This window comes from Pseudoxanthomonas sp. LjRoot125, assembly GCF_964252705.1.
Classification (GTDB): Bacteria; Pseudomonadota; Gammaproteobacteria; order Xanthomonadales; family Xanthomonadaceae; genus Pseudoxanthomonas_A.
In genome coordinates, this window is sequence record NZ_CAXUOY020000001.1 from 1825115 (window position 1) to 1840003 (window position 14889).

Sequence of the window (14889 nt, forward strand, 5' to 3'; positions counted from 1 at the left end):
AATGAGTAAGGAATTGTTGCTGGTCGTGGACGCGGTGGCCAACGAGAAGGGCGTGCCGCGCGAAGTCATCTTCGATGCCATCGAAGCCGCCCTGGCGTCCGCCGCCAAGAAGCGCTACCTGGATCAGGACGTGCAGGTGCGCGTCACCATCGACCACAAGGACGGCAGCTACGAGACGTTCCGCCGCTGGGAAGTGGTGGCCGACGACGTGGTGATGGAATCGCCGGATCGCCAGATCCGCCTGATGGACGCCGAGGACGAAGCCGAAGGCGCCGAAGTGGGCGACTGGATCGAAGAGAAGATCGAGAACCCGGATTTCGGCCGCATTGCCGCGCAGGCCGCCAAGCAGGTCATCGTGCAGCGCGTCCGCGAGGCCGAGCGCGCACAGGTGGTCGACGCCTGGAAGGACCGCGTGGGCGAGCTGGTCACCGGCGTCGTCAAGCGCGCCGAGCGCGGCAACATCTACGTGGACCTGGGCGGCAACGCCGAGGCCTTCATCCCGAAGGACAAGGGCATCCCGCGCGACGTGCTGCGCGCCGGCGACCGCGTCCGCGGCTACCTGTTCGACGTGCGTTACGAACCGCGTGGCCCGCAGCTGTTCATCAGCCGCGCCGCCCCGGAATTCATGATCGAGCTGTTCAAGCTGGAAGTGCCGGAAGTGGGCCAGGGCCTGGTCGAGATCAAGGCCTGCGCGCGCGATCCGGGCGACCGCGCCAAGATCGCCGTGCTCGCGCACGACACCCGCACCGATCCGATCGGCGCCTGCATCGGCATGCGCGGTTCGCGCGTGCAGGCCGTGAGCAACGAGCTCAACGGCGAGCGCGTGGACATCGTGTTGTGGAACGACAACCCGGCCACCTTCGTCATCAATGCGATGGCGCCGGCCGAAGTGCAGTCGATCATCGTCGATGAAGAGAAGCACTCGATGGACCTGGCCGTAGCGGAAGACCGCCTAGCGCAGGCGATCGGCAAGGGCGGCCAGAACGTCCGCCTGGCCAGCCGCCTGACCGGCTGGCAGCTCAACGTCATGACCGCCGACCAGGTCCAGGCCAAGAGCGAGGCCGAGCAGGCCGTCGCCCGCCAGCTGTTCATGGACAAGCTGGAAGTGGACGACGAGATCGCCGCCATCCTGGTCGCCGAGGGTTTCAGCACGGTCGAGGAAATCGCGTACGTGCCGGTCGGCGAACTGCTGGCCGTGGAAGGTTTCGACGAGGACATCGTCGAAGAGCTGCGTTCGCGTGCCCGCGATGCGCTGCTGAACGAGGCGCTGGCCGAGGAAGAGGGCCTGGAGGAGAACCACCCGGCCGAGGACCTGCTGGCCCTGGAAGGCATGGACGAAGAGACCGCGTTCGCGCTCGCTTCGCACGGCGTTCGTACCAGCGAGGACCTGTCCGACCTGGCTGCCGATGAAGTGGTCGAGTTCGGTATCGAGGGTCTGGACGACGCGCGCGCCGCCGCGCTCATCCTCGCCGCCCGCGCCGAGGAGATCGCCCGGTTGGAACGCGGCGCATGAGCCAGCGATGAACACCGCCCTGGCACCCGCAGGGCTTAGAATCCGCGTTCCCTTCTGGGTTGGAGGGGCGCAACACAGAACCTAGGATCCGAATGTCGCAGCAAACCACCATCCGCAAGCTTGCCGAACTGGTCAACACGCCGGTCGAAAAACTGCTGGAGCAGCTGGCCGAGGCCGGCATGAGCTTCAGTGGTCCCGACCAGGTCGTGACCAGCATGGAAAAAGTGAAGCTGCTCGGCTTCCTCAAGCGCTCGCACGGCAAGGCCGAGAGCGTCGCGGATGATGCCGCGCCCAAGAAGATCACCCTGGCCCGCCGCAAGGTCCAGGAAGTGACCGTCGCCGCCGGTCGCAGCAAGACGACCGTCAACGTCGAAGTGCGCCAGAAGCGCACCTACGTGAAGCCGACCGACGCCGAATCCGCCAGCACCAACTGGCAGAACGAGGCCGATCCGGAACGCGCCGAGATCCTGCGCAAGCTGGAGGAATCCCGCCAGCGCAACCTCGATGAACAGCAGCGCTTGGCCCAGGAAGATGCCAAGCGCGCCGAAGAGCTCGAGCGCCGCCGCCAGGAAGAGGCCGCTGCCCGCGCCGAGGCCGATGCCGCGCGCGCGCAGGCCGATGCCGAGGCCGCCGCGTTGGCGGCCGGTGCCGTGGCCGTGGATGGCGATGAGACCGCGCGTCCGGCCAAGACCAGTACCCCGGGCCACCACGTACCGAAGATGGTCGTGCGCAAGGATCCGCCGCGCACCGACGACCGCAACAATGCCGCCGCCGCCAAGCACAAGACCCGTGGTTCCCACGCGATGGTCGCCGGCGTCGAGGACGACGACAACACCAGCCGTTTCGCCGGCCAGTTGCACCTGTCCGCGGCCGATCGTGCCCGTCGCGGCGCTTCGCGCGGCAAGCCCAAGCCGCCGCGCCGCCATGAGCAGAGCCGCGGTGGCGGCGGTGCGCACGGCTTCGAGCGCCCGACCGCCCCGATCGTGCGCGAAGTGGCGATCGGCGAGACGATTACCGTGGCCGACCTCGCGCAGAAGCTCGCGCTGAAGGGCGGCGACGTGGTGAAGGCGTTGTTCAAGATGGGCGTGATGGCCACCATCACCCAGTCCATCGATCACGACACCGCTGCGCTGATCACCGAAGAGCTCGGCCACAAGGCTGTGCACGCCGACGCCAACGACGTCGAGAACGAACTGCTCGCGCACTCCGAGGAGCAGCAGGGCGAGAAGGTCGCGCGTCCGCCGGTGGTCACCATCATGGGCCACGTCGACCACGGCAAGACCTCGTTGCTGGACTACATCCGCCGCACCAAGATCGCCAGCGGCGAAGCCGGCGGCATCACCCAGCACATCGGCGCCTACCACGTGGAAACGCCGAAGGGCGTCATCAGCTTCCTGGATACCCCGGGCCACGCCGCGTTCACCGCGATGCGTGCCCGTGGCGCCAAGCTGACCGACATCGTGGTGCTGGTCGTGGCCGCGGACGACGGCGTCATGCCGCAGACCCGCGAAGCCATCCAGCACGCGAAGGCGGCCAAGGTGCCGCTGATCGTGGCCGTCAACAAGATCGACAAGTCCGACGCTGACCCGCTGCGCGTGAAGAACGAGCTGCTGGCCGAGGAAGTGGTCGCCGAAGATTTCGGCGGCGACACCCAGATGGTGGAAATCTCCGCCAAGACGGGCCAGGGCGTGGACAACCTGCTGGACGCCATCTCGATCCAGGCCGAACTGCTGGAACTGAAGGCCGTGGAAGACGGCCGCGCCAGCGGCGTGGTCATCGAATCCTCGCTGGACAAGGGCCGCGGCCCGGTCGCGACGGTGCTGGTGCAGCAGGGCACTCTGAAGAAGGGCGACTACCTGGTCTGCGGCATCCAGTACGGCCGCGTGCGTGCGCTGTTCGATGAAACCGGCGGCCAGCCGGCGTCGGCGGGTCCGTCGATCCCGGTGCAGGTGCTGGGTCTCTCCGGCGTGCCGGAGGCGGGCGACGACTTCGTCGTCGTCGGCGACGAGCGCCTGGCCAAGGACGTGGCGCAGCAGCGCGACACCAAGCGCCGCGAGTCGCGCCTGGTGCAGTCCGCCGGCAGCCGCATGGAAGACATCATGGCGCAGCTGGGCAAGGGCGAAGGCCAGCTCAGCCTCAACCTGATCATCAAGGCCGACGTGCAGGGTTCGGTGGAGGCGCTGCGTCACTCGCTGACGGCGCTGTCCAACGAATCGATCCGCATCAACATCATCCACTCCGGCGTGGGCGGCATCACCGAGTCCGACGCCAACTCCGCGGTCACCTCGAAGGCCACGGTCATCGGCTTCAACGTGCGTGCCGACGCCTCCGCGCGTCGCATCATCGAAGCCAACGGCGTGGACCTGCGCTACTTCTCGATCATCTATGACGTGATCGACCAGGTGAAGCAGGTGGCGTCCGGTCTGCTGGGCGTGGAGATCCGCGAAGAGATCATCGGCATCGCCGAAGTGCGCGACGTGTTCCGCAGCTCCAAGTTCGGTGCGGTCGCGGGCTGCATGGTCGTCGAAGGCGTGGTCAAGCGGAACAAGCCGATCCGCGTGCTGCGCGCCAGCACCGTGGTGTTCGAGGGCGAGCTGGAATCGCTGCGCCGCTTCAAGGAGAACGTCGACGAAGTGCGTAACGGCACCGAGTGCGGTATCGGCGTGAAGGCCTACAACGACGTCCAGCCGGGCGACCAGATCGAGTGCTTCGAGCGCATCGAAGTGCAGCGCACGCTCTGATCATGCCGACCAAGTCGTTCCATCGCACCGACCGCGTGTCCGCCCAGCTCCGCCGGGAGCTGGGTACGTTGGTGCACGAGGCCGTGCGCGAGCACGGCCTGCCGTCGGTCAGCGTGTCCGACGTCGAAGTCACCCGCGACATGGCGCACGCCAAGGTGTTCGTTACCGCGTTGATGCCCGAGCGTTCCGTCGAGGCCGTGAAGGGCCTGAAGGAACTCGCCTGGGGCCTGCGCATGGAACTGGCGCGTCGCGTGAAGATGCGCCACGTGCCGGAGCTGCATTTCCACTACGATGATTCCGTCGATCGCGGCGAACGCATCGAGAACCTGCTGCGCGACCTGCCGCCGCCGCCGGCCGACGACGACAACGCGTAAGGCGGTAGCCCACGCTCTCCGTTGGCCTGTGGCCATGGCGGCGTCGGTGCACCAGCATCGCGGGCATGGACCCCATGCGGGCCAGGAAGCCTGCTCCCACCAAGGAATGCGCGCGCTCCGATGTCGCTGCCGAAGCTCAAATTCCGTCCGCTGGATGGCCTGCTGCTGCTGGACAAGCCCCAGGGCATGAGTTCGAACGCCGCCCTGCAGGTCGCGCGGCGCCTGTTCCGGGCGGAGAAGGGCGGGCATACCGGCAGCCTGGACCCGCTGGCGACCGGCCTGCTGCCCCTGTGCTTCGGCGAGGCGACCAAGATCGCCGGTTTGCTGTTGGGTTCCCGCAAGGCTTACGACACCGTCGCGGTGCTGGGCACCACCACCGATACCGATGACGCCGACGGTGCGCCGCTGCGCGAACGCCCGGTGCCGCTGCTGGACCGCGCGAGCGTCGAGGCCGCGCTGGCGCCGCTGACCGGCCGCATCCGCCAGCGCGCCCCGATCTATTCGGCCCTGAAACAGGGTGGGGAGCCGCTCTACACCAAGGCCCGTCGCGGCGACGTCATCGAAGCGCCCGAGCGCGACGTCGAGGTCCACGGCATCGAGATCCTGGACATCGCACCTGGACGCTTGTCGCTGCGGGTGGAATGCGGTTCGGGCACCTATGTGCGCAGCCTGGTCCGCGACCTGGGTGAGACGCTGGGCTGCGGCGCCCATGTTGGCGTGTTGCGCCGCCTCTGGGTGGAGCCGTTCAGGGAGCCGCGCATGTTCACCCTGGAAGCCTTGCAGACTCTGGCCGCGGAGGGCGGGGAAGCAGCGCTCGACGCCTGCCTGCTGCCGATCGAGGCGGGTCTGACTGGGTTCCCGCGGGTCGACGTGGACGCCGAAGGCGCCCGTCGGCTGGGGCTGGGCCAGCGCCTGCCGGGGCAGCCCCCCTGCGAGGGCCCGGCCGCCGTGCATGGGCCCGATGGGCGGGTCCTGGGGCTGGCGACCGTCGATCCCGCCGGCGTCCTGTCGCCGCAGCGCCTGTTCACCTGGACGGCCAAAGCCGCCCTCACGGTGCGCGGCGGCCAATAAAACCTTGTTCCACAAGGCGCCCGCGGCGTACAATGCGCCGCCGGTTTTCACCGGCCGTCTTCATTTCCCCGCTTCATCAACGGCGAACCAGGCGGTGCGCGCGGAGGACAGCCCGCGTTCCTGCAGGTCACGCATCCAACAGAGAGAAACCATGTCCGTCGATACCCAGAAAGTGATTGCCGAGAACGCCCGCGGCACCAACGACACCGGCTCCCCGGAAGTCCAGGTCGCCCTGCTGACCGCCCGCATCGAGCACCTCAGCGGCCACTTCAAGACCCACAAGAAGGACCACCACAGCCGTCGTGGCCTGCTGCAGCTGGTCAACCGCCGCCGCAGCCTGCTTGATTACCTCAAGAAGAAAGACAACGAGCGCTACAAGACCTTGATCGAGAAGTTGGGTCTGCGTCGCTGATATACCCCCCACCGCGGCGCAGAGATGCGCCGCGGTTTGCATTTCAGGGAACGGAATGCGCTGCACCCGCTGGCCGCACCGGGCCCGCCCCTCACAGCACCACCGGCCGGACGCTTCCGGCCAGCCGCACGCGACAAGGGTCGCGTGAGGTCCAACCCGCACAAGGCACCTCAAGGAACCCCCGTGGCAAAAATCACCAAAACCTTCCAGTACGGCAAGCACCAGGTCACCCTGGAAACCGGCGAAATCGCCCGTCAGGCCGGCGGCGCCGTCGTCGTCAAGTTCGACGACACCGTGCTGCTGGTCACCGCCGTGGCGGCGAAGTCGGCCCGTGAAGGCCAGGACTTCTTCCCCCTGACGGTCGACTACCAGGAGAAGTTCTACGCCGGCGGCCGCATCCCGGGTGGCTTCTTCAAGCGCGAAGGTCGCGCGACCGAGAAGGAGACGCTGATCTCCCGCCTGATCGATCGCCCGCTGCGTCCGCTGTTCCCGGAAGAATTCCGCAATGAAGTGCAGGTCATCGCCACGGTGATGTCGCTGAACCCGGAAATCGACGGCGACATCCCGGCCCTGATCGGCGCGTCCGCCGCCGTCGCCCTGACCGGCGCGCCGTTCAACGGCCCGATCGGTGCCGCCAAGGTCGGCTACATCAACGGCGAGTACGTGCTGAACCCGACCGTCAGCGAGCTGAAGGACTCCAAGCTTGAGCTGGTCGTCGCCGGTACCTCCAACGCCGTGCTGATGGTCGAATCCGAAGCCGCCGAGCTGTCGGAAGACGTGATGCTGGGCGCCGTGATGTTCGGCCACCGCGAAATGCAGAAGGTCATCAACATCATCAACGAGCTGGTGGTCGAAGCCGGCACGAAGAACTGGGACTGGACCGCGCCCGCCAAGAACGAAGCGCTGATCTCCGCGCTGAAGGAAGCCGTGGGCACCCAGCTCGACAGCGCCTTCCAGGTGCGTGACAAGCTGCAGCGCCGCGACGCGATCTCGGCCATCAAGAAGGACGTCCTGCAGCAGCTGGCCGGTCGTGCCGAAGCCGACGGCTGGGCCGCCGGCGCGCTGTCGAAGGAATTCGGCGAGCTGGAATACCAGACCATGCGTGGTTCCGTGCTGGCCACCAAGGTCCGTATCGACGGCCGCGCGCTGGACACCGTCCGCCCGATCACCTCGAAGGTCGGCGTGCTGCCGCGTACCCATGGCTCGGCGCTGTTCACCCGCGGTGAAACGCAGGCCATCGTGGTCACCACGCTGGGCACCGCGCGCGACGGTCAGGTCATCGACGCCGTCGGCGGCGAGTGGAAGGACCACTTCCTGTTCCACTACAACTTCCCCCCGTACTCGGTGGGCGAAGCCGGCCGCATGATGGGCCCGAAGCGTCGCGAAATCGGCCATGGCCGCCTCGCCAAGCGCGGCGTGCTCGCCGTGATGCCGACGATGGAAGAGTTCCCGTACACCATCCGCGTGGTGTCGGAAATCACCGAATCGAACGGTTCGTCCTCGATGGCCTCGGTTTGCGGCAGCTCGCTGGCGCTGATGGATGCCGGCGTGCCGGTCAAGGCACCGGTCGCGGGCATCGCGATGGGCCTGGTGAAGGAAGGCGACAACTTCGTCGTGCTGAGCGACATCCTGGGTGACGAAGACCACCTGGGCGACATGGACTTCAAGGTCGCCGGTACCGCCAACGGCGTGTCCGCGCTGCAGATGGACATCAAGATCGAAGGCATCACCGAAGAGATCATGAAGCAGGCGCTGACGCAGGCGAAGGCCGGCCGACTGCACATCCTGGGCGAAATGGCCCACGCGATGACGTCGCCGCGCCAGGAGCTGAGCGAGTTCGCACCGCGTCTGATCACCATCAAGATCCACCCCGACAAGATCCGCGAAGTGATCGGTAAGGGCGGTTCGGTGATCCAGGCCATCACCAAGGAAACCGGCACCCAGATCGACATCCAGGACGACGGCACCATCACCATCGCTTCGGTGAATGGCGCTGCTGGCCAGGCCGCCAAGGCCCGCATCGAGCAGATCACGTCCGACGTCGAGCCGGGCCGCATCTACGAAGGCAAAGTCGCCAAGATCATGGACTTCGGTGCGTTCGTCACCATCCTGCCGGGCAAGGACGGCCTGGTGCACGTCTCGCAGATCTCCAACGATCGCGTCGAGAAGGTCAGCGACGCGCTGAAGGAAGGCGACGTGGTCAAGGTCAAGGTGCTGGAAGTCGACAAGCAGGGCCGCATCCGCCTGTCGATCAAGGCCGTGGAAGAAGGCGAGGGCGTGTCGGCCGAATAAGCCGCACGACATCGCGACGCGATACGGAAAAGCGGGCTTCGGCCCGCTTTTTCTTTGTCCCTCTTCCAAACACCGGGCACGCAGGACACAGCGTCTCCATGCGCGCGAAGAAAGCGATCACACGGTCGACGATAATGGCGGCCATGGATTCGACGAACACACGCGCGGGCGCACCGGCGGCGCTCTGGTCCGGCCGCGGGCTGGTATTGCTCGGCATCGTGCTGTCGGCGTTCAACCTGCGCACGGCCGTCACCTCGCTGACGCCGTTGCTCGACACGCTGGGCGATACGTTCGGTTTTGGCGCGACCATGACCGGCGTATTCGGCATGTTGCCAACGGCCGCGTTCGCGTTGTTCGGCGTGGCGACGCCGGCGCTCGCGCATCGCATCGGCCTGGAGCGGACCGCGTTGCTGGCGATGCTGCTGGCCATGCTGGGTCTGTTGCTGCGCAGTGCGGCAGGCGACACCACCGCGTTGATGGCCGCCTCGCTGACGGCGCTCGCCGGCATGGGCATCGGCAACATCGTGTTGCCGCCGCTGGTGAAGCGCTACTTCGCCGATCGCGTGGGCACGGTCAGCACGCTGTACATCACCGTGCTGCAGGCCGGCACCATCCTGCCCGCGCTGGTCGCGGTGCCGGTGATGGAAGCCGCCGGCTGGCGCATCTCGCTGGGCCTGTGGGCGGTGTTCGCCGCCGCGTCGGCGGTGCCGTGGTGCCTGGTGCTGTGGCAGGAACGCAGCAAGGCCTCGCCCCTGGCACGCGCGCACGATGCCGCCGTCACCGTCGACGATGAGGCGCCCGAACTCGCTGCCCCGCGCCCCGCCGGTCGCGCGTGGCGTTCGCCCGTGGCCTGGGGCATGGCACTGATGTTCGGCATGACCTCGCTGGTGACCTATTCGATGTTCACCTGGCTGCCGAAGCTGTTGGTCGAAGCCGGCGGCACGCCCGCACTGGGCGGCACGATGGTGGCGCTGTTCTCCACGCTGGGACTGGTGGCGTCGCTCACCATGCCGTTGATCGCGGTCCGCATGCGCAATCCTTTCGTCGTGGTCGTGGTCTGCGCCGGCTTTTACGCTTCCGCTTTTTCCGGCCTGCTGCTGGCGCCGATAGCGGCCCCCGCGTTGTGGGTGGCGCTGCTCGGCCTGGGCCCCAGCACCTTCCCGCTGTCGCTGACGATGATCAACCTGCGCACGCGCACGCCGGAGGGTTCGGCCGCGCTGTCGGGCTTCATGCAGGGCGTGGGCTACACCTTGTCCTGCGCGGGACCGCTGGCGTTCGGCCTGCTGCACGAATACACCCATGGCTGGGCGCTTCCGATGGCGTTCCTCGCCGCGTGCGTCGGCGTGCTGCTGGTCGGCGGTTACCTGGCCTGCCGGCCACGCTATCTGGAAGACACCTGGCACTAGCCCGCAAGTTGGCTTGAATCGCAGGCGTTACCCATCGTCTTGGCGTTGCCGACTCGGCGCGCTGCTCAGATCAACCGCGCAAACCGCATCCACTCCGCCGTGCGCTGCGCACCGAGCTCGAAGGAATGCGCCGGCTTCCAGCCCAATCGCGCCTTGGCATGATCGTTGGCGACCCACGCACGATAGGCCTCGCGCACCACGCGGCCTTCGCTGGGCATGCGCACGGAGGGCGCTTCGTCGACATGTGCGGGCGCGCCGCGTCCCCGTAGCCGCGACTTGATCTTGAGTTTCTGCTCCGGCGTGATCCGGCGCGCCACCATTTCCTTGGCGCCGCGGATCAGCTGGCCCAGCGAGGGAATCGTGCCGAGTTGCGCATGGAACGCCGGCGAAGCCGCCAGCCGGATCGCCGCCTTGACGCTGTCGCGCGCGTTGGGCTGCTTCGACTTCCAGTACGCGGTGATATCGTCGAGCGCATGGTCGTGGACGGTCTTCTCGCCCTCGACCATGCCGGCGAACGTGGTGATGAACTCGCCCCACGTCATGCGCGTGTCGCCGTTGATCAGGAATACCTCGCCGACGGCGTCGTCGCGCTGGATCGCCGCCATGATCGCTTCGCAGACATCGTCCACGTAGACCGCATTGCACAGGCCGCGGCCGCCATCGATCAGGCTGATCTTGCCGCCGCGCGCATCGTGCACGATCGGCGTGACGAAGAAACTGTACGGCCCGTAGACGATGGTCGGGCGGATCACCACCGTCTCCAGCGCACCGCGCTTGCCGGCGGCCACCACCACGGCCTCGGCGGCGGCTTTCGCGTCGGAATAGGCTTCGCCCCAGCGTTCGATCGGCGCGGTGGCCTCGGTCAGCACGTCCAGCGTCGGCGAGGGGCCGTGCACGGCCATCGAACTGATGTGTACGACGCGACGCACGCCCGCGCGCGTGCAGGCGTCGATCAGTTGGGTGGTCTGCTTCTGCGCGCTTTCGTCGTCGCCATGGGCGAGGTTGATCACGGCATCGCAGCCTTCCACCGCGCGGGCGAGGCTGGCGGCGTCGAGCATGTCGCCGGCGACCAGCTCGGCGTCGAGGCGCGCGATGCGCGCGGCGCGCGAGAAGTCGCGGACCATCGCGCGGTACGGCACGCGGAACTCGAGCGAGAGCATTTCACACAGGCGCGAACCGATGAAGCCGGTGGCACCGGTGACGAGAATCTTCCTGGGGGTCATGCCGTGGCCTCCCGCCGCGCCAGCCAGGGCTGCGCCATCGAGGTCCGCCGTGCGTACGCCGTCTCGATGACCGACAGCGCCTGCAGGGCCGATTCCCCGGTGACGAACGGCGCGCGGCGCTCGCGGATCGCGCCGATGAAGTCGTTGAGCTGCGCGCGATAGTGGCTGCGCCCGTCCCAGCGTTTGGCGCACAGGATCTGCATTTCCATCGGCCCGCGGCGGGTGCTCCGGTGCAGGGTCAGGGTGCGAGGGTCGGACGTGTGCGCTTCCAGCGTGCCGCGCTCGCCGACGACACGGATGCTGCGGCGCAGCCGGTGCGACCAGCTGAACTCCATGCGTGTCGGCACCGCGCGCCCGCCGATCTGCAGCGTGCCGGTCAGCTTGGCGTTGCTCTCGAAGCCGCCGAAGGCGTCGTCCTCGTAGGCAATGTCGCCGAGGTCGCCGAACAGCCACAGCACGCGGTCGAGCAGGTGCACGCCGCTGTCGAACAGCACGCCGCCGCCGGTCGCGTTGCGGTCGAAATAGCTGTTGCTGGCCATCGGCCAATCGAGCGGTGCGCCGTCCTCGACGATGACCTCGCGGACCTCGCCGATCTCGCCTTCCTCCACCAGGTCGGCGAGCCAGCGGTTGTGCGGGAAGAACCGCATCATCAGCGCGACGGCCAGGATCCGTTCGGTCCGGCGCGCGGCGTCCACCATCTTCCGGCCGTCGGCCGCGGTGATCGCCAGCGGCTTCTCGCACAGCACGTCGATGCCCATCTCCATCAGCTGGATCGCGATGGGCGCATGGAAGCGCGGGGGCACCGCCACGATCGCGGCATCGACCTTGCCGGCAAGTTCGGCGATGTCGGTCGCGATCTCGGCGTCGACGCCGCTGGCATGCGCGGCATGGGTGGCGTTGCCGCGGTCACGGTCGCAGAGCACGGCCAGATCCACCCGGCGGTCGCCGATGATCACCGGTAGGTGCGCCTCGCGGGTGATCGCCCCGCAGCCCACAATGCCCAGCCGCACGGGCCGGTTCGAATCAAGATTCGTCAAGGTGTCCTTCCCCCTGTCCACACCCGTGATACGTGGATAGGGGGGGAAACCGGCCACGAGGGTCCGGGAGCCGCGTCTTCAGCCGCCCAGCTTGATCTCCAGCTTCGCCCGCATCTGCCGGCGGAACGTATTGGCCAGGGTGGCGAAGCCAGCGCCGGTGGGGTGCATCTCGTCGAACCACTGGTCGCTGCGGGTCAGCACGCCGCGCAGGTCGACGAAGTCGAAGACCTTGCCGGTGGTGCGGTCGTCGCGCAGCGGCACCAGCACGCGGTCGACGAAGCCGTCGATCAGCAGGCGCGCGAACTCGCGCTGTTGTTCGATGCGCGGCAGCACATGCGCGACCTTGTTGCCGATCCACGGGCCCACGCCTTTCTTCAACAGCGCGGCGGCGCCCAGGTTGCCCAGGGTCAGCTGCGCCGCGCGGCCCAGCTCGCGTGGGTAGTCGTAGGTGTGCGCCAGGATGGGCGTGTGCGGACGAATGGCCTGGAAGGCGGTGACGAAGGCGCGGTAGCGGTTCAGCACCTCGGCGTAGCGCCCAGTGTCCACGACGCGCTGGAACGCTGCCGTGGGGCTCATCGGCGACGCGCCGCGGAACGTGGTCTGCAGGAAGGTATCGACGAAGTCGTTGCCGCCGGCGCTGATCAGCACCAGGTCGAATGCGAAGCCGCGGTACCACGAGGACAGATCGCGGATGCCGCGCGCGGTGAACATGTCGACCGCCAGGTCGCCGCTGTCCTCGGTACGGAAGAACAGGCCGCCCGCCCCGAACAGCGGCACGCCCTTCTTTTCGTCCTCGGGCGCGGGGTACACCAGCCAGTCCAGCAGGTTCATCGACAGCGGTGTGGAGAACCACGAGTCGCCTTCGCAGAACACGATGGGCGTGGAAGCAAAGGCTTCCGGTTTGCGGGCAAGGGCCCGGTACAGCGTGCGGAACTCACCGCGACGGGTGGTCATCAATGACTGCGAAGCGGGCATCGCGTTTCTCCATGGGGCAGGGGTCCCCAAGGGAACCAACGCACGGGAAGGGCAAAGACGGCCGTCGTGGGTCTCGCTCGTGAGGCAGCGTGCATGGACGCTGGCGGGGCAGGGGTGACGGCTCACCCGACACGCTCGACTCGCAAAGCAAGAAGACTCGCCGGCGACCTTCCGATTCCCAGCGTTGAGTCGCATGTGCTTCGGGTGCGACTCGAAAATCCTCGAGCGCGAGTGTCCGGGCTTCGCGGTGCAAGCCTCGACAGGTCGGCTGCCAATCGCTGAGTGTCGGCTGCAAGGCGCGAAGCATCGCGGTCCACCCGCCGCATGTCGGCGGCGAGGCTTCGGCACTTGAAGCGACAAGCGTATCTGGCTCGTGCGCGACATTCCTCGTGTCGCCGGCGAGACTCTGAAGGTCACGCGCGCGTCTTTTCCGCTGACGTGTCAGAGGCCGAATCTCGCCGGCGACTCCTCCAGAGTCGACGACGAGTCCCCGCGGGTCGCGCATGACACGCGGGGTGCGGCGCATGAGGTGGACGGTGTCGAAGGCCGGCCCATCGGCGCCGTGCTCGGGACACGGACGGCCTCCGTCGTCCCGGCCATACCGAGCGTTCACAGGAAGTCACAACGACTTCCGGCAGGGGTTTGCCGACCGGGGCGGTGCTATCTAGTCGGATTCCTGACACCGCTGGGGAGCACCGCATGACCACCCGTCGTGACCTGTTCAAGCTGGGCGCGCTGGCCGCTGCCGCGGCCGCGCTGCCGTCGTTCGCCACCGCCGCTGGTGAAGCCAAGCCCGTGGGCAAGGCGGCCAAGCCGCTGAACATCCTGATCCTCGGCGGCACCGGCTTCACCGGGCCGTTCCAGGTCGACTACGCGCTCAAGCGCGGGCACAAGGTCACGTTGTTCAACCGCGGCAAGCGCCCGTCGCCGGAATGGCCGTCGGCCGTCGAGCAGTTGCACGGCGACCGCAACACCGGCGACCTCGCCGCGCTGAAGGGCCGCAAGTGGGACGTGTGCATCGACAACCCCACCAGCCTGCCGTTCTGGGTGCGCGATGCGGGCCAGGTGCTGAAGGGCAACGTGGGCCACTACCTCTTCATCTCCACCATCTCGGTGTATGCCGACGGCAGCAAGCCGGGCATCAACGAGGCCTCGCCGCTGGCGCAGTACAAGGGCAAGGATGCGATGGCCGAAACGCAGCAGACGCTGCGCGCCGACATCGAGAACCTCTATGGCCCACTGAAGGCGCTGAGCGAAGCCGAAGCGCACAAGCAGTTCGGCAAGAACGTCACCATCGTGCGGCCCGGTTACATCGTCGGTCCGCGCGACGAGACCGATCGCTTCACCTATTGGCCGCACCGCGTGGCGCAGGGAGGCGAGATCCTGGTGCCGGGCGATGGCCACGACCCCATCCAGATCATCGATGGCCGCGACCTGGGTGAATGGATGATCCGCCTGGCCGAGGCGCGCACGCTGGGCACGTTCAACGCGTGCGGCCCGGACTATTCGCTGTCGATGGACGCCATGCTCTACGGCTGCCAGGCCGTCACCGGCGGCGGCATGACGCTCACCCACGTGCCGCCGGCGTTCCTGGACGAGCATGAGGTCGGCCTGCCGATCTGGGTGCCGTCGAAGGACAACCCGTACGCGGGCTACGGCGCGGTCAGCAACCAGCGTGCGATCGCCGCGGGGCTGACGTTCCGTCCGCTCGCCACCACGGTGGAAGACCTGCTGGCGTGGTTCCGCAGCCTGCCGGCCGAGCGCCAGGCGAAACTGGGTGCGGGCATCCCGCGCGAGAAGGAAGCCGAACTGCTGAAGGCGTGGCACGCGCGCAAGGGCTGAGGC

The 14889-nt window shown here is 67.7% G+C and carries 11 protein-coding genes; 8 read left to right on the plus strand and 3 right to left on the minus strand.

What is annotated here, in order from left to right:
• Position 1 precedes the first annotated feature (1 nt).
• From nusA to ACSION_RS08450, 7 genes are all read left to right on the plus strand, one after another.
• Positions 2 to 1513, plus strand: coding sequence for a transcription termination factor NusA (gene nusA, locus ACSION_RS08420; protein ID WP_435305611.1), 1512 nt, complete (start codon positions 2 to 4; stop codon positions 1511 to 1513).
• Between the two features lie 92 nt (positions 1514 to 1605).
• On the plus strand, positions 1606 to 4254 hold the full coding sequence (infB, locus tag ACSION_RS08425) for a translation initiation factor IF-2 (RefSeq protein ID WP_435305612.1): 2649 nt from the start codon (positions 1606 to 1608) through the stop codon (positions 4252 to 4254).
• A gap of 2 nt (positions 4255 to 4256) precedes the next feature.
• Entirely contained in the window at positions 4257 to 4628 is a 372-nt protein-coding gene (gene rbfA / locus ACSION_RS08430) for a 30S ribosome-binding factor RbfA (protein WP_142124240.1), read from the plus strand.
• Between the two features lie 120 nt (positions 4629 to 4748).
• Positions 4749 to 5699 (plus strand): tRNA pseudouridine(55) synthase TruB, encoded by a 951-nt coding sequence (gene truB, locus ACSION_RS08435; protein ID WP_435305613.1) that lies wholly within the window; start codon positions 4749 to 4751, stop codon positions 5697 to 5699.
• A gap of 151 nt (positions 5700 to 5850) precedes the next feature.
• On the plus strand, positions 5851 to 6111 hold the full coding sequence (gene rpsO, locus ACSION_RS08440) for a 30S ribosomal protein S15 (protein WP_056881226.1): 261 nt from the start codon (positions 5851 to 5853) through the stop codon (positions 6109 to 6111).
• A gap of 183 nt (positions 6112 to 6294) precedes the next feature.
• Entirely contained in the window at positions 6295 to 8403 is a 2109-nt protein-coding gene (gene pnp, locus ACSION_RS08445; RefSeq protein ID WP_435305614.1) for a polyribonucleotide nucleotidyltransferase, read from the plus strand.
• Positions 8404 to 8546: 143 nt separating this feature from the next.
• A complete protein-coding gene (locus tag ACSION_RS08450) occupies positions 8547 to 9809 on the plus strand; it encodes a CynX/NimT family MFS transporter (protein WP_435305615.1) in 1263 nt (420 codons plus the stop codon).
• 65 nt (positions 9810 to 9874) lie between these two features.
• On the opposite strand, the gene ACSION_RS08455 is transcribed toward ACSION_RS08450, so the two are convergent.
• From ACSION_RS08455 to ACSION_RS08465, 3 genes are all read right to left on the minus strand, one after another.
• On the minus strand, positions 9875 to 11032 hold the full coding sequence (locus ACSION_RS08455) for an NAD-dependent epimerase/dehydratase family protein (protein WP_435305616.1): 1158 nt from the start codon (positions 11030 to 11032) through the stop codon (positions 9875 to 9877).
• Positions 11029 to 12069: a Gfo/Idh/MocA family protein gene (locus tag ACSION_RS08460; RefSeq protein WP_435305617.1), complete on the minus strand. Its 1041-nt coding sequence runs from the start codon at positions 12067 to 12069 to the stop codon at positions 11029 to 11031. The genes ACSION_RS08455 and ACSION_RS08460 overlap by 4 nt, the downstream gene beginning before the upstream one ends.
• 78 nt (positions 12070 to 12147) lie before the next feature.
• A complete protein-coding gene (locus ACSION_RS08465; RefSeq protein ID WP_435305618.1) occupies positions 12148 to 13023 on the minus strand; it encodes a hypothetical protein in 876 nt (291 codons plus the stop codon).
• Between the two features lie 720 nt (positions 13024 to 13743).
• On the opposite strand from ACSION_RS08465, the gene ACSION_RS08470 reads away from it, so the two are divergent.
• Positions 13744 to 14886: an NAD-dependent epimerase/dehydratase family protein gene (locus ACSION_RS08470; protein ID WP_435305619.1), complete on the plus strand. Its 1143-nt coding sequence runs from the start codon at positions 13744 to 13746 to the stop codon at positions 14884 to 14886.
• The last annotated feature ends 3 nt before the right edge of the window (positions 14887 to 14889 follow it).

What these genes read in the sequence shown, in the direction of transcription:
- ACSION_RS08455 (WP_435305616.1), bottom strand. Translation starts at nt 11,032, where the DNA reads ATGACCCCCAGGAAGATTCTCGTCACCGGTGCCACCGGCTTCATCGGT.
- rbfA (WP_142124240.1), top strand. Translation starts at nt 4,257, where the DNA reads ATGCCGACCAAGTCGTTCCATCGCACCGACCGCGTGTCCGCCCAGCTC.
- ACSION_RS08470 (WP_435305619.1), top strand. Translation starts at nt 13,744, where the DNA reads ATGACCACCCGTCGTGACCTGTTCAAGCTGGGCGCGCTGGCCGCTGCC.
- rpsO (WP_056881226.1), top strand. Translation starts at nt 5,851, where the DNA reads ATGTCCGTCGATACCCAGAAAGTGATTGCCGAGAACGCCCGCGGCACC.
- nusA (WP_435305611.1), top strand. Translation starts at nt 2, where the DNA reads ATGAGTAAGGAATTGTTGCTGGTCGTGGACGCGGTGGCCAACGAGAAG.
- infB (WP_435305612.1), top strand. Translation starts at nt 1,606, where the DNA reads ATGTCGCAGCAAACCACCATCCGCAAGCTTGCCGAACTGGTCAACACG.
- ACSION_RS08450 (WP_435305615.1), top strand. Translation starts at nt 8,547, where the DNA reads ATGGATTCGACGAACACACGCGCGGGCGCACCGGCGGCGCTCTGGTCC.
- ACSION_RS08465 (WP_435305618.1), bottom strand. Translation starts at nt 13,023, where the DNA reads ATGACCACCCGTCGCGGTGAGTTCCGCACGCTGTACCGGGCCCTTGCC.
- truB (WP_435305613.1), top strand. Translation starts at nt 4,749, where the DNA reads ATGTCGCTGCCGAAGCTCAAATTCCGTCCGCTGGATGGCCTGCTGCTG.